We start from the raw sequence: 26,486 nt of genomic DNA, 5'->3' as shown, positions 1-26,486 counted from the left end.
GCAATTCTACTGCGACTGCATGTCGGTGACGTCTCTTGAGCGATGAATGAAGATCCAATACGACTCTGAGCTATTCCGTTCGCGCAATTGCGACGAGTGGATCACTTTTTCTTTGACCAGATTATTTTTGGCTTGCGGTTTCGTCCACCCTTACCGCGGTCGAGTCACGTTGTAGCGAGTGAAACACATTGTCCGAAGACCATCGAAACCCCTTGAACCGAACGTAAGGTCAAGTTGTACACTACCAGAAATGGTAGGGCATCGGGGCCTTCGATGACGTTCGAACGAGGATTGTGAATGTCTCAAACGCAGTTGTTGGCGCCGCGCCAGTCCGCAATCCGCTTCGATCACTTTGGAGGAGCCCGGGTGCATCTGTGTGTGTTTGCAGGAAAGCGGCCACGCTATCACGGCCCCCACGGGGCGGACATGCTTGAGGTCCGCCGTTGCCGACCAGCAGACACTGCTCTGTCTGAATTCACCGCCGACAGCCTCCATCGAGAAATCGATGCGGTACTCCAGTCCCGTCATAGGCCTCCGCTGGGGTTGAACAGCAATCCAAGTTGCGCATTTTCCTTCGCTTGACACGCGGAAGCGCACAATCCGACCGGATCGCCCCCTCGCAAAACACGATCGGGTCTACACAAGTTGCAGTTTTGATGTACACTTCATGCAACTGTTAGGATCTCCATCTAAACTCGGATGAAGCCCTGGGCCGTCTGACTGTGAAGAGGCAAGTCGGCCTGTTGGTGCGCAAGCACGTGAGCCAAGCACCAGAGTGTCACTCAAATCGGACAATCGCCATGCTCAGAACCCATGCTTTTCGACGGAGCGACCACATGTCAGACGCAAGGCTGCTTAGCGCACTCTCGTCCCTTTCACACGTGGCAAAACAGCTAGACGTTCCGCCGCCCGCGCCCGCCGCGCTTGACGCAAATTGCGTCAAACTCAACATGAACGAGAACCCATTCCCATTACCGGAAATCATCAAGCAAAGCGCGATTGCGGCTCTTGAGCAGCATTATTTGTATCCGGAAGATGATAACGCCGGCTTGAGAGAAGCGGCTGCCTGTGCCTACGGTCTCTCTGCCGATCAGGTGATTGCTGGGAACGGATCGTCCGAACTTCTCGGTCTCATCTACAAAGCGTTCCTCGCTCCAGGCGACACCGTCGCGATGATATCGCCGGGGTTTTCGTTCAACCGAAAGCTCGCCATGTTGCACGAAGCTCAATTTCTGGAGATCGGGTGGGGTAAGGCCCATTCCCTACCGACGCACCAACTGCTTTTCGGTCCAGCCAGAGACGCCAAGTTCATCGTGCTAGCCAATCCCAACAACCCGACGGGAACATTCGTTCCGATCGGCGATATCGAAAGGTTCGTAGCGCAATCGGACCGACTAATCGTCCTTGACGAAGCGTATGTCGATTTTGCGCCTGATAACGGACTACGGCTCGTTAACCGCTATTCAAATGTTCTGCTGCTGAGAACTTTCTCGAAAAGTTATGCCACCGCTGGCCTTCGCATCGGCTTCGGCTTCGGTCACCCCGAGCTCGTTGGCAGGCTTCGCGCCATGCAGAACCTCTTCAACATGAATGTAATTGGTCATGCGGTCGGCGCGAGCATCATTGCACATCGATCCACATTCGAGGACAACCATCGACAAATCGTCCTTGAAAGAGAGCGAACGACAATTGAGCTATCAAAACTTGGGTTCACTATACTGCCTTCCCAAGCCAATTTCGTGCTAGCCCGCGTGCCTGAAGGACACGATGGGACCTGGTGGCAGGCCGCGTTGCAGAGGCAGAACGTGCTTGTTGCCTTCTTCCCCGAGAACGGTCTCGAGAATTTCGTACGCATTACAATCGGCACGGAACGGCAAATGGATACGCTTTTCTCGGCCGTCAGTGACATTTCGAGATCGTCACTCTGAAGCCAAGCCGACAGCTCTCCCGCTGCAATTCTCGAGGTGGCCAAGTGAATAATACCTTTTCCTCAACACTGGCGTTCGGCATCTTCGATCATCTGGACGCGGATGGCCGTGATCTCGCCCAACAATATGCAGATCGCCTTCTGCTCGCCGAGGCATGCGATCGCCTGGGGTTCTATGCTTATCATCTAGCTGAGCACCACTGTACTCCACATGGCAGAAGCCCCTCGCCGAATCTGTTCTTGTCTAGCGTCGCACAACGCACAACCCATCTTCGCTTCGGGCCGATGGTCATGCTGCTTAGCCTTCATCATCCGCTGCGAGCATTTGAAGAGGTCTGTATGCTGGACCACTTGAGCGGCGGCCGGCTAGAGCTTGGCATCGGACGCGGCTCCCTGCCGGTTGAATTGGGATATTTCGGGGTCAGTGCAGATGCGGCGCCAGCGCGTTATGCAGAAGCCAGCGAAATTCTTGTTAAAGCCATGCGAGGTGGCCCCCTCTCCTATGAAGGCAGCCATTTCCAGTTGGACGACGTTCCACTGATGTTAACGCCTCATCAGCGGCCACATCCGCCGACATGGATCGCCGTAAATCAACCAGGCTCGGCAAGCTGGGCCGCTGAGATCGGCGCGAATATCGCCAGCGTTGGACCTGCATCATCCGTTCGAAGGGTAACTGACGCATATCGCTCGCATCGAGAGCAACACTCGGACCCGAATGGTCAGTCTCCGTTCCTTGGCTTGCTTCGAATGGTCGTGGCTGGAAATTCGGAAGCAGACGCTTATTCACTCGCAGAGCCTGCTTACGATCGGTGGCTCGACAGCTTCAAGTTCCTTTATGATCGAAATGACATCCCAACTCCATCAAACCTGCCCTTGACCTTCGATGCAGCAATCGAGAGTGAGTTGTGCGTTGTGGGCACGGCCGCTTCGGTACGACAAACGCTCCTTAATCATCTGGAAGAGGCGGGTGCCAACTATCTTCTCTGCCAGCTCGCATTTGGTGACCTTCCCCTAGATGCTTCATTGAACACTGCAACCGTCATTCGGTCTGAAGTCGTTGCGGGCGTGGCCAAACGTGAGGCCCGTCGTCGGTCGATGGAGATCGAATAGTTGCAGGCGTATCTTTTGAGGTTAGCGCTGGGTCATGACGTTAATCTATTCATTGCGCCGCGCTTCACACCTTTGTCTTGGTGTGATTTTCGGCGGCGCCGCTGCCGACGAGGCGGCCCGTCATGTACTCCTCGCGCATGGCCGATGCGATGTCATCAGCGCGCCGCCTTCGAATGGCGGCGGCCGGTAGCTGCCGCCACAAGACAGAGGGCAAGTTCAGAGCGCCGAACTCGCCACCGAGCGCAGACGTTCCTACACCCTTCCCTTAGCGATACGCGCTCTTGGTGATTTCTTGCTGAGAGCTAGGTCGACGAGGCACCGAACAGCCTCTAGTCGGGTCAAACCTTCATCCCTCTGCTTCGCAATCCTGCTGGCGCCAAACCCGTCAACGCCTCCGCGACGAAATGCCCATCATGCGACATGCGCAAGCGAGCGAGGCCTATCACGGGCGTCATGCAGTTTCCGATCGTTCTAGAGCCAGTCTCGGTTATATTCGTCGCGGTATCAACCTCCCGCGCATTCAGCGCACGCCAGATCTTCGCGGCGACCCGCGTCTCGCCTCCGACACTCAAGGTCAATCCCAGGACTTCCGGCGGTGGTACGGGTTGGCTGTGCGGGCATCAGCCGCGACTCGCTCGGGGTCCAATCAGGTCTTGAAATCAGCGCGCGCCGGATCTTCGCGCTCGACCAGGCGCTGCGACGTTCGCTTCCCAACAACGAAATAGACGAACCCGTAACCTGGAATGAATGCCGACAAGGCGGCATTTAGGATGGACCTGTTCTGAAAACTTCGAAATATCCCGATCGTCCGGCTCGCAAGTACGGCAATCGTCCAAACCCAGTGCAAGACGGATAAACTCAAGACCGAACCCCCACCCGACGTGTCCAACTAGCTCCAAGCAAAAACGGCCTCAGTTGGCCCGGGGGGGCAAATGCTGAGGCCGTTCTGCTCGATCTGCAAAACAGCTCGAGCTTGGTTGAAACGCGGTCTATGGTTGTTTGTTCCCGAATAGGAACGTCACTCGGCCGCTCTATTCGAGCAGAGCATGCATCTGAAGACTCCACGACCCGCAGTTTACAACCGATATCAATCCGCTAGTGGCGAACGGATTTGCCCAAAGCAACGAACGAGGTGCTGCGTGGACTCATCCGACGTCTCCCGGGAGAGTTCTGGAAACGCATCTGAACAGTTGAAAATGAAAGGCATAGAGAGAGCGATCGGCCCGGAGAGCAGCTTTCATGAGATACAACCTTGCTTTGATCCACAAGGACGCGGACAGCGACTACGGCGTCTCGTTTCCTGATCTTCCCGGCGTGAGCACCGCTGGTACGGATCTGGACGATGCGCGCGCCAGGGCCGCTGAAGCCTTGGCCCTTCATCTGGAAGGTATGGCAGCAGACGGCGAGGCCTTACCTGAGCCCCCCTCTCTCGAGGCGATCATGGCGAGCGCTGAGAACAGGGACAGCGTCGCCGTTCTCATGCCAGCGGCTGCAGGGCATGATCTGTGATACGCCTGAATATATAATGCCCGTGCGCGCGTGAGCGTCTCGCGCGATGGCTCGGGCGGTGAAGGCTTCAGACCACTCTTTCGATGTGTGCACGGATCGCATTTACTTTGAGATCGATCCAGCCTCGTTCGCGGGCACGATCGACCATCTGGCTGTAGGCCACGTCCCAATCTCGATTGTCGTTCGGACGACCAGGCAGGTTCGGCACTAGATCGATAGGAACCAACGCATTGTCCTGATCAACGACGGTAATTCCTCCGAGCCTTGGTGGAACACCGAGCGCACCTCTCAAAACGAGCTTGAACCCGGAAAAGTCGAGCGGCTCCGTCAGACGGATGCCGCGGTCGGGCGAGCATTCTACGATCATGACTTGGCTCCATCCATTTCAACCACACGTCTAGCTGTCAACGCTAAAAGGCCATTGCAAACACTGCGTTCAATCATGTGGCAATGTTCGAAGTTTGCCGCGACAGTTGATAAGCGGATTGCCATCGCCTGGGCGCACCGCAACGGTTCGGCCGATAAATAGCCCATGCGTGCCAATGACCTGGTAATGGTGCAAGAGGCATTCGAGCGCGCAGATTGCGCCCTGCAATAGGGGTACGTCGAGAATCCCCTGATCCCAAGTAGCCGTATCGAACCGCTGGAGACCTTGGGAGCCATCCCGGCCGGCGAATCGCAGAGCGATCTCCTGATGATCAATAGCAAGAAGGCTGACGCCAAACCTGCCGGTCGCAAGTATCGCATCGTGAGTCCCGGAATTGATGTTAATGCCGACCAGCAAACAAGGGGGCTCTATACAAATCGAGGTGATAGAACTCACCGTTAACCCGCGCCGTTCAAGTGCCGATCCGGTCGCCACGATGGCAACGCCGCTGGCCAGATTTCGCATGGCCTGCCGAAACTCGATCGCCTCGATTGATCGAATATCGCTCATCTGACAAGGCAACCCAAGATCAGCAGCCCCCTACGAATCGACATCCAAGTTCGATCGTTCGCGGGATGCGGGCCTCGCCTTGCCCACCGCTCACGGCTCTCCAGGCCGGCATCCGAGGCGTTCGTGCGAAAGGTACCGTTCTCGGAGTGAATAAGAGTGTGCCGCAACAGTTGGCTGGAGACTTTGCGTGTCATTGACGCGACCCGCTCGCCGCGGCTTGGTTTGGTGAAAGTAGCGCGCGAGTTGCTGCTGCGAGGTCTGACTGACGCATGAGACTTTCGCCTACGAGGAAAGTCGAGACGCCGGCTCGCGACAGCCGCGCCAGATCATCGAACGCACAGATGCCGCTTTCGCTGACAATCAGGCGATCCTTCGGGACGAGCGGCGCCAGCGTTTCACTTGTTTTAAGGTTTGTCACAAAGGTGCGCAGGTTTCGGTTATTGATACCGATCATCTTCGAGCGAAGCTTAAGGGCGCGATCGAGCTCTGCTCGATCATGAATCTCGACCAACACGTCCATACCATACGCTAAAGCCGCAGCTTCGAGGTCACGAGCGGCCCCGTCGTCCAGCGCCGCCATAATCAGCAGAATGCAGTCGGCACCACGGGCGCGAGCCTCGATGACCTGATACGTGTCGAAAATGAAGTCCTTGCGCAAAACTGGCAGGTTTGTGGCCGCCCGCGCCGCCTCCATGAAGTCAAGATCGCCCATGAAAGACACTTTGTCCGTCAAGACCGAGAGGCAGGCGGCGCCCCCTGCTTCATAGGATCTGGCAAGCGATGGCGGGTGGAAGTCCGCGCGAATGAGCCCCTTCGACGGCGACGCTCTCTTGATCTCTGCGATGAGAGCATAGCTACCCGACGCGTGTTTCTTGTGAATTGTGCTGATAAAGCCGCGCGGCGAAGGCGAGCGGCGCGCTCGCGCGTCGAGCTCGGCACGCGGAAGCGTCCGCCTGGCAGCTGCGATCTCTTCGCGCTTATATGTCTCAATCTTCGTCAGAATGTCGGGATAGATCATGCCGTCTATTTGGAATTGGAGACTGCGACCAGAAGCTTCAAGCGGCCGGCGGCGGCGCCACTGTCGAGTGATGCCTGTGCGATGGCCACGCCTTCCTTCAGAGTTGTGGCCCGTCCGGCCACTATAAAGGCCGCTGACGCGTTCAAGAGAGCAACATCGCGATACGGGCCGCGCACGCCCTCAAGCACGCCTTGCAGTGCAACCGCGTTGCTATCGGGGTCCCCGCCCTTCAATCCCTCCCGTCCGCAAAGAGGTAACCCGGCTTCTTCCGGCGTCATCTCGAAGGTCCGAATCTCGCCCTTTTCGAGCGCGGCGACAAAAGTGGGACCGGTGAGCGTGATCTCGTCGAGCCCATCGCAACCGTGAACCACCCATACCGATTCCGCGTTAAGCCTCTTCGAAACCTCCGCTAGAGGCTGCACCCACCGGCGCGAAAACACCCCGATCACCTGCCGCTTGACGCAGGCAGGATTGCAGAGGGGCCCGACGAGATTAAAGATTGTGCGGGTCGCGAGTTCGACGCGAGTTGCACCCACGTTCTTCATCGCCGGATGATGGGTCGGCGCAAACATGAACCCAATTCCGGCATCCCGGATACAGCGGGCGACTTCTTCTGGCTCCAAATCGATCTTCACTCCGAGCGAGGCCAGTACATCGGCGGAGCCTGAGCGCGAGGATAGGGCGCGGTTGCCGTGCTTGGCGACAGGAATGCCGGCACCCGCCACAATGAAAGAAGCACACGTTGAGACGTTGAGCGAACCGGAACCGTCACCGCCTGTGCCCGCGATGTCGACCGAATCGGGCGGTGCACTGACCGATCGCATTCTGCTGCGCATCACGGAAACTGCGCTGGCCACTTCTTCCGCTGTCTCCCCGCGCACCCTCAGCGCCAGCAACAAAGCGCCCATCTGCGAGGGCGTGGCCGCGCCGGATAGCATACTGTCGAATGCCAGGGCCATTTCCTGGTGGCTCAGGGGGGCGCCGCTGGCGACTTTGCCCATGATCAATTTGAGATCCATCAAGCGCTCTCGGACTGAGCGGAGTTGCTGCTGGCGTTTCCGGAACGGGCAGGCGCGGCCTCGTAGATCGCGGCAATTGTCGTTGGCGCCGTCCGAAACCGACTGCAAGATGCTTCAGATCTCGTTGCCACCACAGCCGGCACCTTCAGATTAGCAATCACGTGCATGACATGCGCTATTGTGGCGCGTGGTCACGATCGATTTCTTGAAGCCTACAACTTGACGCTGCGGGAGCTTCAAGCGATTTCAGCGAACGGAAAGACCAGCCACTGGCAAATGAGAGGCGCGCTCTCGAAACCGGCGTGAGTCCGTCTGGCTAACATTCGCCAAACTACTCACACTCGACGCTCCTCTCTGCGGAGCTCGATCTTGCCATCGGGCGATTCGTTCCGCCTGGAGCGCCAGGGATGTCGTCGCGTGCGGGTTTAAGCGCCTAGCGCCAGCTGCGATCACTGCGCGCCTCGCCTGGCGCACCTTGGTCAATTGTTCCGCCGCGACTGCGATTGAGCAGCAACGCGCGCGACCAAACAGAGAGAAATCGCCTGCCAAATACCAGGAATGGACCAGCGCACTTGGTCAACGGCGCGGCGATGGCAATTGCCGAGGTCTGAAATCGCAATCTCCAGACGGGATGCTGCCCGAGCAAGATTGGCGTCGATCTTTCAATCTGACGTCATCTCCTTGTTCAATATCGCCCTGCCCAACCGTCTTGGCTTTTCAATGGCCCCAGGTGGCTGTTTCGCCCTCGCTTTGCAACAGGGCATTCAAGAGGAGACCCCCGCCGGTGCACTCGGCGGGGGCACTGCGGGTGGATGACGCGAGGCTCGCAAGCGAGGTGTCGCATTAAGGACCCGCAATCATCAAAGGAAAGGCCCGTAGCTACCGATGAGCCGGAACATCATCTTCCGTGTCAATCGCCTGGGCTGCACTTCCTCATCATCTGGCTCGGCCCAAGGTTTTCTCGAGCTCCGCTTCCGATCACCAAGCCTCAATATGCTCTACGCTTGGGCGATTGAATAGGACGTTCTGAAACGCGGGAAATGGGACGAAATGAGGCCGCGTGTAAACGGTAGCGCTCACGCCGCTTATGAGAACGCCATGCGCGCAGGGTGTACCCTGCTGCGAAACCTATGAACAGGATTGATAGTAAAACGAAAACTGCAGTCATTGAGAATTCTCAGTTTGCAGAGCGGTTGCGCTTTTTTGGATCGGCAACAAGGACATCATGACACGGCCCTTCGTGTTCTTTTTGGGTTGAAGTCATTTTGGCATCATACAACTTGACGCTAGGTCCGATTCAAGCCCTGTGGCCGGAGAGTCCTGCTGCGGAGGCAACTGCCGTCGCAACCTCACTCAAAGCGCGCCCTGCCCGGGACGAACTGGTGACGTCGGGGCACTTCGCTCACCGTATTTGAAGGCGTTACCTTGGTCGCACTATCTCGTCGGCCAGAACGAACCAACTGTGCGGCCGATGACTGTTGCTGGCATTACGGTCCACGCGGGAAACATCCGCCCCTCACCAACGTCGCTTTTCGGAACCGAGAATCGGAAGGTCTTCAGTAGCAGGCCGTCAAATCCACTTGTCGGATTTATCGCGACAGGCGCCTGAACGCCGAAATGCCCTCGAGGCCGCACGCGGAGATGGAACGGTCTCCCCGGACTCAGGATTAGAGAGCGTCGCTTGATTGTAATCGGTTTTCTTGCAGCTTGACGGGCGGTTCACCGATCCTTCACAACCTATCGATGGACACCCCCGCGCAACTGCGATGCGAAGGCTACGAAATGAAGGTCAAAGAACTTATTGAGCTTCTCTCAACATGTGAGCAGGATGCTGATGTCATCATTCCGGATTCATTTTCATCACGCAGGGCCTTCGCAGTGGTGAAAGCCGTCCAGACCGGATGGACCTTTAATCCCCAGCTTGCCATTGAGGATATGTCGTTTTGGATTGATGGGGTTGAATATGCTGAGCCGCCGCGTGGTAGCCATATAGCTCGTGGAGTGAGATTGCTCGGTCCAAAATGTGGACCAGTACTTGCATTCCAGTAGATTCACATAGGCGCTAACGTCGTTGAAGCATCAAGCTTTAGGGCATCGATTGTTTTTCCCCTCGCCCCTCCAGCAACGTTGCGCTGCTTCCAGCTCTTCATTTGCGGCGTCCTTCATGAGGTCGTTCTTTTGCCACTCTGGAATCGCGCCTTGTGTATTACTTCGCACGCCGCTATTTAATGCACGATGAGATTTCCCCGCAGTGGCCGATCGCAATGAAAATGAATGACCTGAAGTCAATGACCGTCGATGAGTTGTGGAGTCTCCACGAGAAGGTGGCTGCGGCTCTCGCTCAACGGATTGCGGCAGAAAAAGTCAAACTAGAGGAGCGGCTGCGCAAGATCGGAGGGGTCGACAAGGTTGCCCGGCCCACCCGTGAGCGCCGCCCCTACCCGCCAGTGCGGCCAAAGTATCGAAACCCGAAAAACCCAGCGCAAACTTGGTCAGGGCGTGGCAGATTACCCCGATGGCTCAGCCCGCAAATTCGTGCGGGTCGGAAACTGGATGATTTCCTCATCGATCAATCTGCGCGAAAACGTCGCCACTAAAGCCTGACAGGTCAGTCAATCATGGCTGCCTCAACTCGATGCGTCCGTGCTTACCGCATCTGAGCTTATCGTCTCTGACCGACCTCGGGCTGCTTCCCGCACGTCTCACAGGTGCTCAATGTCTCGGCATCGCCAAGGCTTCGACTCGCAATTTTTGCACCTTCTGGCTTAGCGATAGAATAACGCGAGCACCCCGTGCGGTGAGCCCACGAGGACGCAAAGATTCTATGATTTCAATACCCCCTTAACCTACGATTTCGGGTCACCTCTTGGGACGCCAACGCCCTTCAGTGGAGGGATAGCTGTCGGCTCGACGGCGGAGTAGAGGTCACGTACCGGGGATCATGCGTTTGACTAAGAAGCCTATTCCGACTTGTCGGCCTTCTGTTTGCGCTCGATAGCGAACATACCTTGCGGCAAACAGAAGGCCGAATCCGAGTTAGCAGTTTTTATTCCGAAGCAATACGTCACCCTCCACTGCGCGGGGATAGAGAGTCACCACTTCGAACGATGGTAGGAGCTCGAGAATGGCTTGCAGGGATAGCTGCCCTTCGTAAAGCTCCCGGTCGCTATATTCCGTGTAGATGAAGCGCGTATTGCTCAGGGTACGTCCGCCACCAGCGATGACATCGGATTCTGCTCCCTGAACATCCATCCATATCAAATCAATCTTGTTTACGTTAGCTTCGCTGCTCCAGTCATCCAACCTCCGGGTTTCGACGGAAATTGGCTGATCGAATCGAACCCAATCGTACTCAGCTAGATGGTTTTTTGGCCGACGTATTGAGCCCGACAGATCCCATCCCTCCGCCTCTCCATCCCCATTGCTTGGATGAAATTCAATCCGGCCATTTCGATCGCTGATCGCGACCTCAAATAGCTTCACATTGTTGAGGTCTTGCATGTTCTTCTTGAAGCGAAGGACCGCTCGAGGATCGGGCTCAAAGCAATAGAACCGCGCTTCTGGGCACAGCTGGAGAAAACGTCGCGTATCAGTTCCGTCATAAGAACCGATGTCCAAGATAACGGGGTTTGGATTTCCCAGACGTGAAACGATCTGGCGGTGTACTTCTAATGGGTTAGGGTCTAGCATGCTTTAGGCCTTTCGCAGAAATTGCGGTTTTGGGCTTCGGTAGAGTTTCTCTGAGCGCCGGAACTATTTCCACTGCACGTCTTGACGTGCGCATATCCCCGCATGTGGTGATTTCAGCCATCGTTTCTCCGACGCTTTAGCCTTTTCGAACTCGAATCTTTGGAAAGGCAGCTCGTCGCTTTGAAGCCCTTCGAGTTCGGCGGATCATAACCTTGCACCCATTCGGCCGTCAGGCGTCCACGGTACTGGTCACACACGAGGGACGACTCTGGAAGTTGCGAACAACAATATTCAAGCGCGGCTCCGAAGCGTCGTCTGGTCTTTGAGTGCCGATTTGATGCACGCGAGCAGTTCGCTATTGCTGAATGGCTTGTGCAGGAATCGCGACACTCCGGCTTGCAGCGCGCGAGCCCGGCTGTCGTCGTCGGGACCTGCGAGAACAAGAATGGTGGGAATCGCGTTTCCGGATGCGACAAGGCGCTCGTATAAACTTAGTCCACTTGCGCCCGGCAACTGCATGTCCGAGATCAAACAAGACGTGCTGATGAAACGCTTCGAATTCACAAATTCATCTGCACTGTGGAACAGATCTGGCACATAGCCTGCCGAGATAAGCATCTCCAATATCGGTTGATGGACTGCCCGTTCGTCGCACACAACGGCGATGATATCGAGCGTATGGGCCATTCGGACCAGATCAAGGAAGGACTTCTTCTGCAACTTGGGCGCGACGTGACGCGCCACCTGACCGCACTCCACACGATCCTTTTGAAGAAACATTAGACACCTTAAATCGACAACTCTCGCCTTCGTCGCGAGGCTAAAGTGCCGTCGAGGGGGGCTCAATTGTACGGAGGTAGGAGGCCAACATCGAAGAGGTTGGAAACACTATACGAAGGTTTGCCGATAGTCGTTTACCACGGGCATCTGGCGCGCTTTCTGCTGGTCCACGAAAACACCTTCTAAATTGGCATCCGACCTCGATTGAGATTTCTTTTTCGTTGCCAATCATTCCGATGCGCCTGAGTTAAAGTCTCATCGGCATTTGTTATCAGCGGTTCTCGGTAGTTCGTAAAATCGATTGTATTGATAGATTATATCCGAACAGTGGATGGGTTCGCCGTCGTAGATAAAGCGGGCGAGCACACGAAAAGGATGACTGCCGAGCGCGATGAATTATCGATCCCAGCGCGAAATTCTTGAAGGCCACCAAGCGGAACAATTGGCGATCAATTGCATTCTTCCGGCCGATCTTGCGGGCAGCGCGCTATACGTCACGATCGGGATGAGCCCCAGTTCATGATCGTGCGAGCTCTAAGACCGCTCCATGGTCAGGGTTACCTGACCCGCATTTGTGCAGCCAGCGTAGCCGCTTCGGAAGGGCCAAGCCCAACTATGCCCACAAACCCCGAGGGGGGCATCGGAATTTCCTGGCTAGTCGGCCTCCAGAGATGCAGACAGTATCGGCTGTTGTTCACGTATTCGGACTGGGGCGGATGCAGCTGCATCACGCACTCTTCCTCATCCCAAAAAAGGTCCTTGACGAAGCACATCTCCTGCCAGTTCGGACAACGCCGCGGTGTTGAGACGGAGACATGCTCCCAGCGCGGGCGGAGCAATCCAATGACCCTGAGCTTGCAGCCACAGGGCCCCTGGACAAAGAAAAGACCACAAGGACCTGATCCGGGTGGGCTGGCGAATTGTCCATGATGTACGCGACCAGCCTCGAGCTGGCTCCCAATCCGTGCTCTCATGCTACCTCCCTCTGCCTGGCAGATAAGTTGAATCCAACGCAGATCACGTTCTGCTCGAACCTTCTTTCTTCGCTTCAGGCAAGCACTGCCACGTAATGGCAGTAAGCTCCTTGTATTGTCATGATGTGCAGGGCACATGTCGCAACGCACCCCGTCCTTCGATAAAGCCGCCAGACATCCCTACCTTTCAATCCGCCTACCTTGTGCGCCGATGGGATGCGCCGTTGTTCCGCGCGGACAGCCCAGCAAGTCGCGAACGGTTCACGACTTGGGGCGAGGCGCGATCGCGCTGAGGATAGACAGGCGTCCCTGGCACAACGCTTTTGGACGCTACTCTCGCCCCGCTCTCGGTGGCATGGTCGCTCGATCCGTGGACGACCCGACCTCGGCTCGAGCTTTCTTAGGTGCGCATGAAGCAACGCATCAGTTTACTCAGACAACATGTTGGCGCCGCCATCGTCCGACCAAGCCATTGCTGTCTCGGCTGGGCAGTAGGGGAACGTCGTGGCGGTGGCGCGCTCGACCGGCCGAGACGAGGCTGTGGCCATTTGACCGGTGGCGACTTCAATCGACCTCATCCTATAACTTGCGGCACCCTTCTGCCGGCAACCGAGGTCGCCAAACGGCCACACCGGAGGAGTTGGCTGCTCCTGCACCAACTCAATGGCTGCTTTCTCCTGCATGGCCACCGCGTGCAGGCGCTTCGAAACGCGCGCTGTCACCAGTAGCATCCCGGATTTCGCTGATCCTTCTTCGTCGCGCATTCAATCATAACGCTCTACACAGGTGCTTGACGTAGCGGGCAACCAGCTCTCTCCGACTGAATTGACCTACGGGTCACCCACGATTGTCTCTAATCCTACAACTTGACGCTACGTCAGGTTCAAGTCATTCCATGAGGCCGGTCACACTTTTTGTCTACCGGCCAGCGACTGCTCGGCGCGACGACAGCAGCTGAGATGTTTGGCAGCTACAAGATCAGGATTGGTGCGACTTCAAACCGCTTCGCTCTTTACAATGGTTTACCATTCCGGCCATGAACCGTGCTAAGAAGGTGGCGGGAGCTAAAGAAGGGGACAAATCATGCAAGCGCGGCGGACCTGGGCCTTCAACTCTCCAACACGTCGTGACGCGGACATCCAGCGACTTCAGTCTCAGCTAGATCGACTGAGCCAACGCCTGGACGCACTTGAATGTCATGCTCCAGAACTCTCCAGTATCGCGGCTATTCGCGCAAGAGCCCTTATGATATCTCAGGAAATTGAGGATATGCGTTGCTCGGCTGAAGCGATCGACGCGTTAACGGAGCTTCTTCGGAGATAGCTTTGACGTATTGCAGCGCGGCCGCAGAGCGCCTCCGTTGCGACCTAGTGCAGTGCCTAACTTAGACCTCAATGCTGCCGTCTCAAGATGCGCCTTCGGCTTCTTCGATAAGCCAGCCGCCATGTCCCCGAACTATCAAGATGATGTGGAAATCGGCTAAGTTGCGGCTCAATCAAATTCAATGTGGCTTTGAAATTCTCTACGGTTTTGACATTGCCATTCTGACAACCGAGATCCCGGGCATCTTCGGCTATTCATGGTTCGACGACGGCACCATCGTGTAACTCTCACGGTGCGGTTGCAACGTGCGCTGTTGCTTCTTCCGCCGACGCGCAGAGATCATCGGCGCGTGCCGATCCAACTGCCAAGCCGTAACGAACTTGTCGCTCTCGTGCTCGTCCTATCATCGGCCAGCAAGCGCGGGGGAGCGCCTAATCGATGATGCTCGCCGATCGATCTACCGGCAAACTCGCCCATTGAGCTTCTTGCGGTCGAGCTCGCCCTCCCACCAGGCAACGACCACGCAGGCGATGCCGTTGCCGCAAAGGTTGGTCAGCGCGCGGCATTCGCTCATGAACTTGTCGATGCCGAGCACGATCGCCATGCCCGGCACGAGCCGCGGATCGACAACCGCGAGCGTCGCGGCAAGCGTAATGAAGCCGGCGCCCGTGATGCCGGAGGCGCCTTTCGAGGTCAGCATGGCCACCACCAGGATGGTGATCTGTTGGCCCAAGGTGAGATCGACGCCGAGCGCCTGCGCGATGAACAGGGTCGCCAGCGTCATGTAGATGTTGGTGCCGTCGAGGTTGAACGAATAGCCGGTGGGTACCACCAGGCCGACCACGGATTTCGAGCAGCCGAGGCGCTCCAGCTTCTCCATCAAAGACGGCAGTGCGCTTTCCGAGGACGAGGTGCCGAGCACGATCAGCAGCTCGTCCTTGATGTAGGCGAGAAATTTGAAGATCGAGAAGCCGGCGACCCGCGCGATGGTACCGAGTACGATGAACACGAACAGCGCCGCCGTGGCGTAGAAGGTCGCGATCAACCCGATCAGATTGAGGATCGCGGCGGTGCCGAATTTGCCGATGGTATAGGCCATCGCGCCGAACGCGCCGATCGGCGCTGCGTGCATCACAATCGAGATGACGCCGAACACGGCGTGCGCGGCATCGTCGATGAAGTTGCGGATCAGTTGGCCGCGCTCCCCGAGCCCCATGATGGCGAAGCCGAACAACACCGAGAAAAGCAACACTTGCAGGATTTCGCCCTGCGCGAAGGCGCCGACCACGGTGTCGGGAATGATGTGCAGGATGAAGTCGACAGTCTTCTGTCCCTCGGCTTGCCTGGCATAGCTTGCGACCGCCAGAGCGCTGGCCGCCCCACTGCCGAAGCCCGCGCCCGGCTTGACGAGATTGCCGACGATAAGCCCGATCAAAAGGGCGAAGGTCGAAACGATCTCGAAGTAGATCAGCGACTTGACGCCGATGCGGCCGACCTTCTTGGCGTCCTGGATATGGGCGATGCCGGAGACGACGGTGCAGAAGATGATCGGGGCGATCACCATCTTGATCAGCTTGACGAAGCCCTCTCCCATCGCCCTGACCCAGTCGTTGGTGGCGACCGAGGGCCACAGCCAGCCGACGATAACGCCCAGGAAGATGGCAATCAGCACCTGGGCGTAGAGAATTTTGTACCAAGGCTTCATGGATAATACCGCGCCGCGACAGTCGTGAGAGATTTCAACGGCCCATCGCTACGACCTCGAATCAGAAGCGTGTGCCAGGGCTGCAAGTTCAGTTTCAAGCTTTGGCCGGTGCTTAAAGATCGCGTCGATCAACGCTGGTACAGGCTGCTCGGCGCCCTCCACCATCATTGCTTTCTCAGCACGCTTCGGGGGCGCAAAGACACGCTTAACGATAGTCGGCGAGCCCTTAAGACCACATTTCGAGATATCTGCCACACCAGCGTCCTGTGCGTTCCATTTTGCGATGTCAGTGCGTGCCGCACGCAAAGCGTCCCTCATGCCGCCCCGACGGATCTCGTTTGTCGCCTCTAGCATGGTGATGAGACATGGAAGCTTCGTGCGCAGCACCTGCACGCCGCCTTCCGCGCGTCTCTCTACCTCGATTGCGCGTGCCGCGAGATCCAGGTTCGTGATCTCAGCGACGTAGGTGAGTTGAACCACTCCGAGCCGCTTGGCAATACCTGGCCCAACCTGAGCGGTGTCACCGTCGATCGTCTGCTTGCCTGCGAATATGAGGTCGGGCGGGCCGTACTCCTCTCCGATCTTACGAATAGCCGTCGCGAGCGCGTAAGTGGTCGCTAGCGTATCGGCCCCCGCGAACACACGATCGGTGAGCAATACGGCGCGATCTGCACCGAAAGTCAGCGCCTTTCGCAGCGAGTCTTCGGCGGCGGGGGGCCCCATGGTCAGAACGGTGATCTCGCCGCCAATCTTATCGCGTAGCTCCAGAGCAGCCTCGAGCGCGAACAAGTCGTAAGGATTGACGATCGTCGGTACGCCTTGGCGCATGATGGTGTTCGTTACGGGATGCACGCGAATCTGCGCTGAGTCCGGAACCTGCTTTATGCAAACGACGTTGTGCATCGCGTATTTCTCCAAAAGATGCGAGGAATTGGGGTAAACCAGCCAGTCTCATACCAGAGACGGCTTCCACAGTTCGACTGTCGAGGCAATGGGCTGCCGCGGACGCAACTGAAGGCGTCGGTTGATGTCTTAACAATTTCGACGATCCGTCGCAGGTACGACGACAGAGTTTCTCGCTGGTTCAGGCGGCAAGCGATACTGCGGCCGCGATTCGTACCGACGTTCCATACGCGTATCCATCCCTTCGGGCGGCCTTTTTACTCTAGGCCGCGTCATTGCGAATTGCCGCCAGGTCGATGCGAGTTCCTGGCTCAGAGAATAGAACAGGGCGGGCCCGACACACGAGCAGGGGCGCATCGGGCCCGCCCCTACATCACCAGACTGAGTGGCGATGTTACCTTGAGCAGAAGCAAGCAACGTGCCGCAACCGACAACGCCGTTCTCAGAAAGCAATTCGTACAAGCATCTTTGAATGGACCGCTGCTAAACATCAACGTCATTCGAATTGTGGTCAACGTAACAATTGATGCTCGTAGTCCTACGCTCGGTTTGGCAACAGTGTACAATCGTGCAACATTCTCAGCGTCACCCTCGACTCGTGCTGTCTTCCATCAGAGGCGTTTCAGGCTTTTTGACTTTGCCAGTGTTTCCTCGATCACTGAGGAACAATTCATCAGTAGAGATTGCGCTTCGAACATGCCTTGCAGGAGAGGGGCCCGGACTGTCCGGCAATCCGAGCCCATAACCTCAGCAACCCGAGCGGTCGGTTGTTCGGCTACAAATACACCGTAGTTGGGAACGCCCGAAAAGCGCATTGATGTCGCTCAACAGCGCTTGAGCCTCCCATTTTGGCAGGCACAAGTCACAATTGTGGATAGCTGCGGACTGGGTGACGGTACCTATCATGTACGATGCAAGGTCCTCGAACGCTCGAACAGAGCCCTTACGGACAGTTCTGCACGATCGGTCTCTGGGACTTGAATCGTACGTTACGTCAAGTTGTAGCTAGTTCAAAGCAGTCGCCGGTGAATGAGGTCTCCGAACTCAGGCTGTCCGCAAACTTTCAACAGGTGCCGCGCGACAATGATACTGGACAGAATTGGACGGATCTCGGCTTTCTCGATCAGACGCACCGGTTTGCTTAGCTGGCGTGCGCCCAGGTGTAGCGACAGCAAAGACTACGACGTTCATGTTCCTAACGTGGAAGCACCAGGCTAGCCAACGCCGGATGTGTCGTAGCTCATTACGCGCAGCTAGCCGCGGCTGCCTCCCTCCCGCGTCAAGACGAACCGCGATGAGCTTCGAACGCAGCAAGGCTGGTCAGACGCAAACGCAAAAACGCAAAACAACCGACAGGAATACGATGGCAGATTTTGCACGCCACATCGAACGGAGCGCTTATGGAAGGCGTTGACTTGTTTGCGATGGTGATGGCAGGAATGACGCTAGGCGGCTTAGCCGCAGCCATCGCGCGTGACACGTCCGAGCGCGAGTTATGTTGGTGGGAGCACCTCGCGCTGTGGGCCGCCTCGATCGCTCTATTGTGTTTCATCGTCCACAACATAAGCGGGGCCGGCATGACCGCTGACTCAAATTAGAGCGCGGTCACACCACGAGAGCAGCAAGCTGCTGTAAGCTGACGATCGATGCCATCGAATGGTCCGCTCCATGTGGCATCGGCGCATAAGTCGCCGGACGTAACGATTGCCGCAGATTTACTCATCCGCAGCAATTTCGATGGCCGATGCGCAGAACGAAATCAATCACCTGTCAAGCCGTCTCTCGTCAGCAGAACGGATCATAGTTGGACGTCGCGCACGTTGTCCGCGCTTCCATCATTGACACGGCCTATCGATCATTATCAGCTTCCGTTTGCCCGGAAGCAGATACGTTCGTCTCCGGCTGCACCACGACCCGTCGCGCTTCCATCACATCGAGGACGGCCCGGCCCTTTTCCGTGATACGCCAGCCACCGTTCATCCGCTCAATGAGCCCCTGCGAAAAGATGTCGAGGTTCTGGACACGAGCGGCCATTCTCTTGGTACGCGCGGCCCAGTCTCGACCGCTCGTCGCTAAAATCGCCATATCGCGTTTAAGCTCCGCCATCGACGCGAACCCGTCCGGATAGCTCACAAGAATCTTTAGAACGGTAACCTGGAAATTCACCTGAGTTATTGTCGGCGTCTACCGCCACATGGTCGGTGCTTCTCGAAGCGCTTCGACACCAATCTGTTTGAGGCGGCCGGGTATCCTTTCGCCTCTGGTTGCGGCTTCCAGAAGCTTAGCAGCAACATGTGCGCGGACGCCCGTCTCGTATCGGGAAATGCTCGCGCAGACCTCCTCAAGCACAGCGCGCAGAAGCTCGGCGGTAGCGGTATCCAGCATTTGGAGATCTCCCCCGTCGTCTCGTGAGGAAGATAATACGGATCGCGTGATCCTGAATTCAAGTGAGATAGATCACGTATCTTCCAATACTGCTTCTTCCAGCTGTCTCAGAGAGTCCGGAGGCGTTTGCTTAATTCGTCGTTTGGAACCCGTTCGGCTTCGATCGCACTTCCCGCTGCGGCATGCTCTAGTTTTGACTCTCGGAGTTCTGCTGCGGCCCGTGCAATGCTCGATTGCAGCCCTCGCACTCCCTTATATCCTGCCGGCCTTTCTCAATGACCTCAATACTGGTCCTGTGCGACCTCAAACTTGAGAACAGTCCTGCGGAGGCTTTTTTTGCTTGGCGTCTTAAGCGCGGTGACCAGGCAATAGAGATAAATGGCCAAATCCTGCTACCATGGCGCTTCGCCGAATTTCAAGATGGGCACTACCCGCGTCAATTTCGTCGACTCCCAAGCAACCGGCCCGCACAAAGGTAGAGTTCCTACCGGATGTAGCTAGCTTTCGACTTTGATTAATGCAAGGAGCTCGCTATCGGCGCATAAATTCCGCACTTGGTTGCGTTTTTCGACGGATTTCACTCGCTCGCGTCGTGGCACTTCACAACTTTATCTATCGATTGCTCAGCGATTTTCGGCGCTGGAATATCGCTCGAAACTGCGTTCAGTGTCTCTAGTGCCGCGCCGGGACGCCCTTGGCGCGGCTGTTCTGAACACCTTGCCAGCATAGCGAACCGCAGGGCCAGGCGAAAAAGCTCTGCAAAATCATCGATATAACCGTCTATTGTCCTTCAGTACTCATTTCTTTATGACCGCGCAACGGTTTAGCTCCCGGCAAGTACCTGAAGGCCACGGAAATCGATCGGTTCGTTTGCATCAGGGTGAAATCTGACTAATCAAACTCTCAACGGCGGGTCGCCTTGATCACCGGCGTGACCGGGCAGGATGGCGCCTATCTCTGCGAATATCTCCTATCGCTCGGCTATATCATGCATGGCATCAAGCGGCGATCCTCTTCCTTCAACACCGCGCGCGTCGATCATCTGTATTAGGACCGGCATGTCGGGAGCGTGCCGTTTCTCATGCACTACGGCGACATGACCGACTCGACCAATCTGATCCGCCTGGTCCAGCAGATCAGACCGACCGAGATTTGCAATCTTGCCGCCCAGAGCCATGTCGGCGTCAGCTTTGAAAACCGGAATATACTGCGAACGCCGACGCGATCGGTGTGCTGCGCCTAAGGCGATCCGAAATCTTGGCTTGGAGAAAGAGACGCGCTTCTACCAGGCTTCGACGTCTGAGCTTTACGGCCTGGTTCAGGAAATCCCCCAGAAAGAGACCACGCCGTTTTATCCGCGCTCGCCCTATGGTGTGGCCAAGCTCTACGGCTATTGGATTACGGTGAACTACCGCGAAGCCTATGGCATGTTCGCAAGTAACGGCATTCTGTTCAATCACGAGAGCCCAATTCGCGGCGAGACTTTCGTCACCCGTAAGATCACCCGCGCCGTCGCCCGCATTGATGTCGGTCTCGAGGAGACGCTCTATCTCGGCAATCTCGAAGCCAAGCGCGACTGGGGGCATGCCCGCGACTACGTCGAAGGTATGCACATGATCCTGCAGGCGGACAAGCCCGATGATTTCGTCCTCGCCACCGGCGAGACGCGGTCGGTGCGCGAGATGGTCGAGCTCGCATTCGCCGAGGTTGGGCGCAAGATCGAGTGGCACGGCAAGGGAGTGGATGAGGTTGGCCTTGATGTGGCGAGTGGCAAGACGGTGGTCAGGATCGACCCGACCTATTTCCGCCCGACCGAGGTTGATCTTCTCATTGGCGATGCCACCAGGGCGCGCGAACAGCTCGGCTGGAAGCCGAAGCGCAATTTAGCGCAGCTCGTGCAGGAGATGATGGCGAGCGACCTAAACGAAGCGAAGCGGGAGGCCGCCGGTGGCTGCCACACCGTTTGAGCTGAAGGCAAGACGGTCGATGTCGCCGGCCATCGCGGCATGGTCGGGGCCGCGCTGATGCGCCGGCTTGCGCAGGAAGACCTGCGGCTCGTCACTTCGGAACGAAGCGAGGTCGATCTGCGCGACCAGGCCCAGGTGTTCGGCTGGTTCGCCAAGACGCGGCCCCAAGTTGTGTTCTTGGCTGCCGCCAAGGTCGGCGGCATCGTCGCAAATGATACACTGCGCGCCGAATTCATTTACGACAACATTGCCATTGCCGCGAATGTGATCCACGCGGCTCATCTCAATGAGGTCGAGAAGCTGATGTTCCTGGGGTCCTCCTGCATCTATCCAAAACTTGCTCCCCAGCCATTGCGCGAAGACATGGTGCTGTCCGGTCCGCTGGAGCCGACCAATGAGCCCTATGCGATCGCCAAGATCGCCGGCATCGAGATGGTGGAAGCCTATCGCAGTCAGTACGGAAGCGACTTCATCAGCGTGATGCCGAGCAACCTATACGGCGCCGGCGACAACTACCATCCCGAATATAGCCATGTTATAGCAGCCCTGATCCGCCGCTTTCACGAGGCGAAGCTCTCAGGTGCAGCGAGCGTTGCCGTCTGGGGCACCGGCACGCCGCGGCGCGAGTCCTCTATGTCGACGACATGGCGGATGCCTGCGTTCACCTCATGAAGACCTATTCGGCCGTGGAGCTGATCAATATCGGCACGGGCGAGGACGTCACCATCGCCGAGTTCGCCCGCGTCGTCGCCGACATCGTCGGGTATAGCGGCGCCATCACCTTCGACACTTCTCGCCCCGACGGTACGCCGCGCAAGTTGCTCGACGTCAGCAGGCTCGCAAAGCTGGGCTGGCGCGCGAAAACGTCCCTGAGAGATGGCATCCAGCAGGCTTACCGCGCCTTCCTGACATCAGGCGAGGACTGACGAAGATACCAGGACTTGAACTGAGCGCACCCTACTACGCTCTTATTTTGATCAAGAAGTCACTGACCTGCCCCTGTAACGATGCGATATTTTTGCTCAGATCGGTTATCTTCCCAACCGCCTGGCCCGCCGATGAGCCAGAGGTGCGCGATGCATCATTCAGTTGGTCAATATCTCTGGACGCATCGCGCATATCAGAACTGATGCTGGTGATACTTCTTGAGATGTCGTTCGTCACAATGGACTGCTCTTCTATGGCCGCCGATATGCTGCTCGAGATCTCCTGCACCTTGTCGACTATGTCAGCGATGTCCCCCATCGCCGCAGTTGCCAGTTCTGTCTTTTGTTGGATGGCGATGATTTGAGTATCAACCTCGCTCGTCGCTTTTGCTGCCTGTGCGGCGAGATTCTTAACTTCCCCCGCCACGACTGCAAAGCCTCGCCCCGCTTCGCCAGCGCGTGCTGCCTCGATGGTGGCGTTGAGGGCCAGCAAATTGGTTTGCGAGGCTATGCTCTCGATCATTTGGACGACGCTGCTGATCTTCGTCACCGACGCAACGAGCTCACTTAATGTAGCTTCAGCGCGCACGGTCTTATCGCGCGCAGTTTGCGAAATGCTCGCCGCGGTCGACACTTGTCGGCTGATTTCGGTAATCGAGGCCGAGAATTCCTGAGCAGCCGAAGACACGGCAGTGGAGTTTTCCTCCGTCTTTTTCACCATTCCTGTCATAGCTTCAGTGCGATGGTATACATCGTCCGTTGAAGCAGTAATTTCCGATGCAACCGCTTGCATGTCCTGCATTGAGCTCGCCACAACGTCGACGACCCGCGACACATCGCTATCAAATCTCCTTGCAAGACTCAGCCTCTCTTCGCGCATACGAACCAGGTCGGTTATGTCCTGCCAAACACACACGACTATCGGACGGCCGCTGAATTTCGATACGACAAGACTAATCCTGACCGGAATGGAGGTTTGATCTTTACGCCGAAGCCACCACTCGATTGCGACGTGGCCCGACCTCATCACAAGCTCATTGGTCTCCTCGAACATCTGCGCAACCGTCTTGCCGTTCGGTTGAGGATCCAGAGAAAGCGAAGCGATATCCAATCCTCTCAGTTCTTCTGCATTGGAAAGCCCGAGCATGTGAGCTGCAGCATCATTGCCGAGCACGCACCGGTCGGCGTCATAAATTGTAATACCATCTTTGATCGACTCGAACGCTTTGATCGCCATCGCTTCGTCCAAGTTCACTGCTGGCGCCTCCCGTCTCGTCGACGTCAAGAAGGAAAGGACCAACATCAATCCGCCGAGAAGGAGTCCGGCCCAGAAGTGAAGTGAGAGCGCATCTGCATTAGCCGCAACTGTTGCTGCTGGGACGGATAATGCCAGGGCGAGATTTGATATCCGATTGTGCCACATAATTCCAACCGCCACTTGAATCCAACATAAGTGGGCGTATCGAATCTCAATTAAGATTTCCCTTGCGCACCATCCTATCGGTGGCGCACCTATACTTGCGTATAGTCGAGTATACCGGCGTATATGTGCAGTTGCTCGCGAGGAAAGCTTGGCGTGCAGTCCAAGATCTCGGCGACAGCATGCGAGCGCGATCTGGACCACCGCTGTTGAGCGGTGATCAGTATCCAGTGCATGAAGGAATCCGCTGTACGGCATCTGGACAATCTTCGATGGAGACCGGGGCACCAGCGAAGTCAGCCCCGGGACCGTACCTAAGTCTATGGCTTGACGCGCACCATGGGACGAAGCGAAGGCCCTGCATCGGCCGCTATCCGATGACGCCCCAAAGATTGTCGCACGCGGCGTTTCCAAGGGAGATCGGGCCGTGGCATGAAACATGTCCAGGCACGCCCGTATGCCGGCGGAGCCGGCTCTACCGCAGCGGCATGTGGGTGACAATCGTTCACCTCAGTAGGTCTTCGATCGGCACTTCGTTAAATGGATCTGCGAGCGCGCGTCTGGCAACGAAGAGTCCAATTACGGGCGTCTGCGGAGCGCGCTCAAGAATCATCTCCTTGACGGCTTTGAAATGGGAGCCTGTCGTGAGGACGTCGTCGGACGATACCCACGATACCGCGCAGGTTCTGCAGTTGGTTTTCCGCGATCCTGTAGTTCTGCTTGAGCTCGGTCGGCGACATCCGGTTGCCGCCCTTGAAAGTGTTCGTCGAGGCGATCTGCTCGACTAACTCCCTGACGTCGGGAGGCGCCGGGGCGCGGACTGCTCTGCAGACCTGCACCATACGATCATCGTAGGCGGGATCGGTTTTCATCTTCGATGGCGGAACCGGAACAATCGTGGCTTGGCCCAACCATTCGGCGTTTAAAACCGCTGACAGATCGTTCGCGCATCTAGCGATTGCCGCGGCCTTATATTGGTACCCACCGTCGCCTCGCTTCTTCTGAAGATTGTGAATGAGCTGATTGGTCTCGCCGCCGCGCCAACCCAAAGGGGCCGTAATTTCGTAGAGGTAGTGACAATCGTCACCCTCGTCGAGGTACCAGTGGTCTCTGCGGTTGGTCTCGTCAATTTGCTGGAGAAGGCGTGCAATCACCTAACGCGCCCCAGATATCGGCAAGATCGCGGACACGGATCGCGCCCCTCTTCTCGAAGTTCGCCGGCCAAGTGATGTCATCTCGCTTGAAGCAGGAATCGAGAATGAACAGCTTGCGGCTTTGCTGCAAGGCCGCGCGAGCCTGCGTGAGCGTCCCGCTTGTGTCGCTGGCCTCGACGATGATCGTCCCCTTGGTGAGAGCGCTCATCGTGACGTTTCGCTCAGGGAAAAACAGCTTGTTCTGCGGTACGTGCTGACTAGCGTACCGGAGCACTGGCACCTGAGAAATGAGCAGATCTTCCTCCGCGATCCTGCGCTGGAGCGCCTGATTCTCCTTCGGGTAATAGGTCCCGATCGGCGTGCCGATCACAGCGATTGTGTGGCCCTTCGCCTCGATCGCGGCTGTATGAGCTGCAGTGTCGATGCCGGTTGTGAGGCCCGACACAACCGTAAAGCCGCGCTCGACCAACGCGCGTGAGAGCCTCGCCGCACGCGATTTTCCAGCTTCGCTAGGATTGCGGCTCCCCACGACGGCAACGCATCGCGTCTCGACGAACTCCCAAGCACCTTGGAAATAAAGCATTTCCACCGGATGTCTTGCATCCCGGAGCTTCGGAGGATAGTTGCCAGTGAGATTCAGCCGAGTTCCGAACCTAGATACGCCTGCCTTCTTGAGCGCAGCCAGAACTTCCGATGCGCGAACGTCCGCCACAGCACCTGAAACGAAGTCGGAAGGGACAGCAGTCGGGTCCGATGCGAATTTCTCGGCGATCGTTTTGAAGGTAGCCCCCTTCTCAAGCCACAGCGCTTCGTAGGCACCCAACTCCCTACGCGGCGAGATTGACCGTACGGCCGGCCCGTCATTCATTCGTGCGAGAAGGTTCATCGTCCAACCCTAGCTACCCCCTGCGGCGGCTGCTTTTCGGGGACAAAAGCGTCTGGAGGGTGTAGCAACTCGCAAAGAACAAATCAAGAACCGTAAATATCTCCATACAGATCATTGGGTTAAATGGTTAACATTTCCTTGATTTGCCGGTGCACTGTCCTCGGACGAGGCCGAGCACCGTATCGGCCGCTTCGGGCGTCAACCCGACAGTGATGTAGCGAATTGCCCCCCAAGACGCGCCGATCAGTCGGCCGCCGCCAAAATCGGGGAGACCTTTCCACCGAAAAGGAAGAAGTGTTGAAGAGTCGGCACTGTTCGCCCGTAACGCCCCGGCTCCACAACTGAAGCCAGCCATAATGTCTGCCAGGCAGTGGTCCGCGCGGCTCTGCCTATGGTCGCGGCCGAACAAGTCGGATGCCGCGAATGCAGAACCGATTTGTGAGGCCGGCACCCGGCTCACAATGCGGTTCGTACCGGTTATCTCTGTCGAACGACAAGCCACCGGCACGATTTGTGAAGGCGTAAAATGCTGATGAGGCAGCGTAGCCCGACTGTCTGCCCTGCGTGTCCACATGGACGATTGGGAATTGTGGCGGGCGCTGGCTTGGCGAGCACCGCCGAGCTGCTGGCGATTCTTCGGAACGAAAACCACGACAGAATCCCTGATGCCGCCCGCTTTGCCCTTATCCAAGTCGCTGAGCAGATTGAGCTGCTTAACGATATCGAGCGATTGGATACGTTCAGGCGCGAGAAACACCCGGTCCATGCTCCCCTCCTCTTCGATGTCTGACGTGAACGAAGGGACGATCATCATCGTCAGCAGCGGCTGGCTGCCGTACCAAACTGTATAGCG

Annotated in this window: 20 protein-coding genes and 5 pseudogenes; 10 read left to right on the top strand and 15 right to left on the bottom strand. The window is 57.0% G+C overall.

Features of this window, described 5'->3' with window-relative positions; genetic code table 11:
* The first annotated feature begins 836 nt into the window (after nt 1–836).
* From SO180_RS21185 to SO180_RS21175, 3 genes and pseudogenes are all read left to right on the top strand, one after another.
* Nucleotides 837–1,928 carry a pyridoxal phosphate-dependent aminotransferase gene (locus tag SO180_RS21185; RefSeq protein WP_449380767.1) on the top strand — a complete coding sequence of 364 codons (1,092 nt, stop codon included), beginning with the start codon at nt 837–839 and terminating at the stop codon, nt 1,926–1,928.
* Nucleotides 1,929–1,972: 44 nt separating this feature from the next.
* Nucleotides 1,973–3,037: an LLM class flavin-dependent oxidoreductase gene (locus SO180_RS21180; RefSeq protein WP_449380766.1), complete on the top strand. Its 1,065-nt coding sequence runs from the start codon at nt 1,973–1,975 to the stop codon at nt 3,035–3,037.
* Between the two features lie 1,239 nt (nt 3,038–4,276).
* Nucleotides 4,277–4,519 (top strand): annotated as a pseudogene (locus SO180_RS21175) (type II toxin-antitoxin system HicB family antitoxin); the annotation flags it as partial.
* A 94-nt stretch (nt 4,520–4,613) separates the two neighbouring features.
* Here SO180_RS21175 and SO180_RS21170 read toward each other — a convergent pair.
* The 4 genes from SO180_RS21170 to trpD form a co-directional block, all read right to left on the bottom strand.
* Nucleotides 4,614–4,913 (bottom strand): hypothetical protein, encoded by a 300-nt coding sequence (locus SO180_RS21170; RefSeq protein ID WP_449380765.1) that lies wholly within the window; start codon nt 4,911–4,913, stop codon nt 4,614–4,616.
* A 69-nt stretch (nt 4,914–4,982) separates the two neighbouring features.
* Nucleotides 4,983–5,483 (bottom strand): flavin reductase family protein, encoded by a 501-nt coding sequence (locus SO180_RS21165; RefSeq protein WP_449380764.1) that lies wholly within the window; start codon nt 5,481–5,483, stop codon nt 4,983–4,985.
* Nucleotides 5,484–5,673: 190 nt separating this feature from the next.
* Nucleotides 5,674–6,501 (bottom strand): indole-3-glycerol phosphate synthase TrpC, encoded by an 828-nt coding sequence (gene trpC, locus SO180_RS21160; RefSeq protein ID WP_449380763.1) that lies wholly within the window; start codon nt 6,499–6,501, stop codon nt 5,674–5,676.
* A gap of 5 nt (nt 6,502–6,506) precedes the next feature.
* The gene (gene trpD, locus SO180_RS21155) at nt 6,507–7,523 is read right to left on the bottom strand and encodes an anthranilate phosphoribosyltransferase (RefSeq protein ID WP_449380762.1); all 1,017 of its coding nucleotides are present in this window, start codon (nt 7,521–7,523) and stop codon (nt 6,507–6,509) included.
* Between the two features lie 1,779 nt (nt 7,524–9,302).
* On the opposite strand from trpD, the gene SO180_RS21150 reads away from it, so the two are divergent.
* Nucleotides 9,303–9,569 (top strand): hypothetical protein, encoded by a 267-nt coding sequence (locus SO180_RS21150; RefSeq protein WP_449380761.1) that lies wholly within the window; start codon nt 9,303–9,305, stop codon nt 9,567–9,569.
* Between the two features lie 152 nt (nt 9,570–9,721).
* Nucleotides 9,722–10,117, top strand: coding sequence for an H-NS histone family protein (locus tag SO180_RS21145; RefSeq protein WP_449380760.1), 396 nt, complete (start codon nt 9,722–9,724; stop codon nt 10,115–10,117).
* Nucleotides 10,118–10,556: 439 nt separating this feature from the next.
* Here SO180_RS21145 and SO180_RS21140 read toward each other — a convergent pair whose 3' ends face one another.
* From SO180_RS21140 to SO180_RS21125, 4 genes are all read right to left on the bottom strand, one after another.
* A complete protein-coding gene (locus SO180_RS21140) occupies nt 10,557–11,210 on the bottom strand; it encodes an FkbM family methyltransferase (protein WP_449380759.1) in 654 nt (217 codons plus the stop codon).
* 291 nt (nt 11,211–11,501) lie between these two features.
* On the bottom strand, nt 11,502–11,954 hold the full coding sequence (locus SO180_RS21135) for a response regulator transcription factor (RefSeq protein ID WP_449380758.1): 453 nt from the start codon (nt 11,952–11,954) through the stop codon (nt 11,502–11,504).
* 593 nt (nt 11,955–12,547) lie between these two features.
* Nucleotides 12,548–12,964 carry a DUF7694 domain-containing protein gene (locus SO180_RS21130; RefSeq protein WP_449380757.1) on the bottom strand — a complete coding sequence of 139 codons (417 nt, stop codon included), beginning with the start codon at nt 12,962–12,964 and terminating at the stop codon, nt 12,548–12,550.
* Between the two features lie 428 nt (nt 12,965–13,392).
* Nucleotides 13,393–13,728, bottom strand: a complete 336-nt coding sequence (locus tag SO180_RS21125; RefSeq protein ID WP_449380756.1) for a hypothetical protein — start codon at nt 13,726–13,728, stop codon at nt 13,393–13,395.
* Nucleotides 13,729–14,448: 720 nt separating this feature from the next.
* Between SO180_RS21125 and SO180_RS21120 the strand changes: the two genes are divergently transcribed.
* Nucleotides 14,449–14,571: a hypothetical protein gene (locus SO180_RS21120; protein WP_449380755.1), complete on the top strand. Its 123-nt coding sequence runs from the start codon at nt 14,449–14,451 to the stop codon at nt 14,569–14,571.
* A 173-nt stretch (nt 14,572–14,744) separates the two neighbouring features.
* Here SO180_RS21120 and SO180_RS21115 read toward each other — a convergent pair whose 3' ends face one another.
* The 4 genes and pseudogenes from SO180_RS21115 to SO180_RS21100 all read right to left on the bottom strand — a co-directional run bounded on the left by SO180_RS21115 (nt 14,745) and on the right by SO180_RS21100 (nt 19,280).
* Nucleotides 14,745–15,992 (bottom strand): dicarboxylate/amino acid:cation symporter, encoded by a 1,248-nt coding sequence (locus SO180_RS21115; RefSeq protein ID WP_449380754.1) that lies wholly within the window; start codon nt 15,990–15,992, stop codon nt 14,745–14,747.
* A gap of 48 nt (nt 15,993–16,040) precedes the next feature.
* Nucleotides 16,041–16,895, bottom strand: a complete 855-nt coding sequence (locus tag SO180_RS21110) for an electron transfer flavoprotein subunit beta/FixA family protein (protein WP_449380753.1) — start codon at nt 16,893–16,895, stop codon at nt 16,041–16,043.
* Between the two features lie 1,896 nt (nt 16,896–18,791).
* Nucleotides 18,792–19,061, bottom strand: a pseudogene (locus tag SO180_RS21105) (hypothetical protein); the annotation flags it as partial.
* A gap of 18 nt (nt 19,062–19,079) precedes the next feature.
* Nucleotides 19,080–19,280, bottom strand: coding sequence for a hypothetical protein (locus tag SO180_RS21100; RefSeq protein ID WP_449380752.1), 201 nt, complete (start codon nt 19,278–19,280; stop codon nt 19,080–19,082).
* 919 nt (nt 19,281–20,199) lie between these two features.
* On the opposite strand from SO180_RS21100, the pseudogene gmd reads away from it, so the two are divergent.
* Nucleotides 20,200–21,247, top strand: a pseudogene (gene gmd / locus SO180_RS21095) (GDP-mannose 4,6-dehydratase).
* Nucleotides 21,228–22,173 (top strand): annotated as a pseudogene (locus tag SO180_RS21090) (GDP-L-fucose synthase family protein). Before gmd ends, SO180_RS21090 begins: the two co-directional pseudogenes overlap by 20 nt.
* Nucleotides 22,174–22,207: 34 nt before the next feature.
* Here SO180_RS21090 and SO180_RS21085 read toward each other — a convergent pair.
* The 3 genes from SO180_RS21085 to SO180_RS21075 form a co-directional block, all read right to left on the bottom strand.
* Nucleotides 22,208–23,428 (bottom strand): methyl-accepting chemotaxis protein, encoded by a 1,221-nt coding sequence (locus SO180_RS21085; protein WP_449380751.1) that lies wholly within the window; start codon nt 23,426–23,428, stop codon nt 22,208–22,210.
* Nucleotides 23,429–24,195: 767 nt separating this feature from the next.
* On the bottom strand, nt 24,196–24,747 hold the full coding sequence (locus SO180_RS21080; protein ID WP_449380750.1) for a hypothetical protein: 552 nt from the start codon (nt 24,745–24,747) through the stop codon (nt 24,196–24,198).
* Complete coding sequence (locus tag SO180_RS21075) at nt 24,719–25,633, bottom strand: DNA-processing protein DprA (RefSeq protein WP_449380749.1); 915 nt, start codon at nt 25,631–25,633, stop codon at nt 24,719–24,721. Before SO180_RS21075 ends, SO180_RS21080 begins: the two co-directional genes overlap by 29 nt.
* Nucleotides 25,634–26,031: 398 nt before the next feature.
* Here SO180_RS21075 and SO180_RS21070 point away from each other — a divergent pair.
* A pseudogene (locus tag SO180_RS21070) lies at nt 26,032–26,143 on the top strand (IS110 family transposase); the annotation flags it as partial.
* 94 nt (nt 26,144–26,237) lie between these two features.
* The gene (locus SO180_RS21065) at nt 26,238–26,423 is read left to right on the top strand and encodes a hypothetical protein (RefSeq protein WP_449380748.1); all 186 of its coding nucleotides are present in this window, start codon (nt 26,238–26,240) and stop codon (nt 26,421–26,423) included.
* The last annotated feature ends 63 nt before the right edge of the window (nt 26,424–26,486 follow it).

The sequence above is a fragment of the Bradyrhizobium sp. UFLA05-112 genome, assembly GCF_053572325.1.
This window is presented reverse-complemented; position numbering and strand designations above follow the sequence as displayed.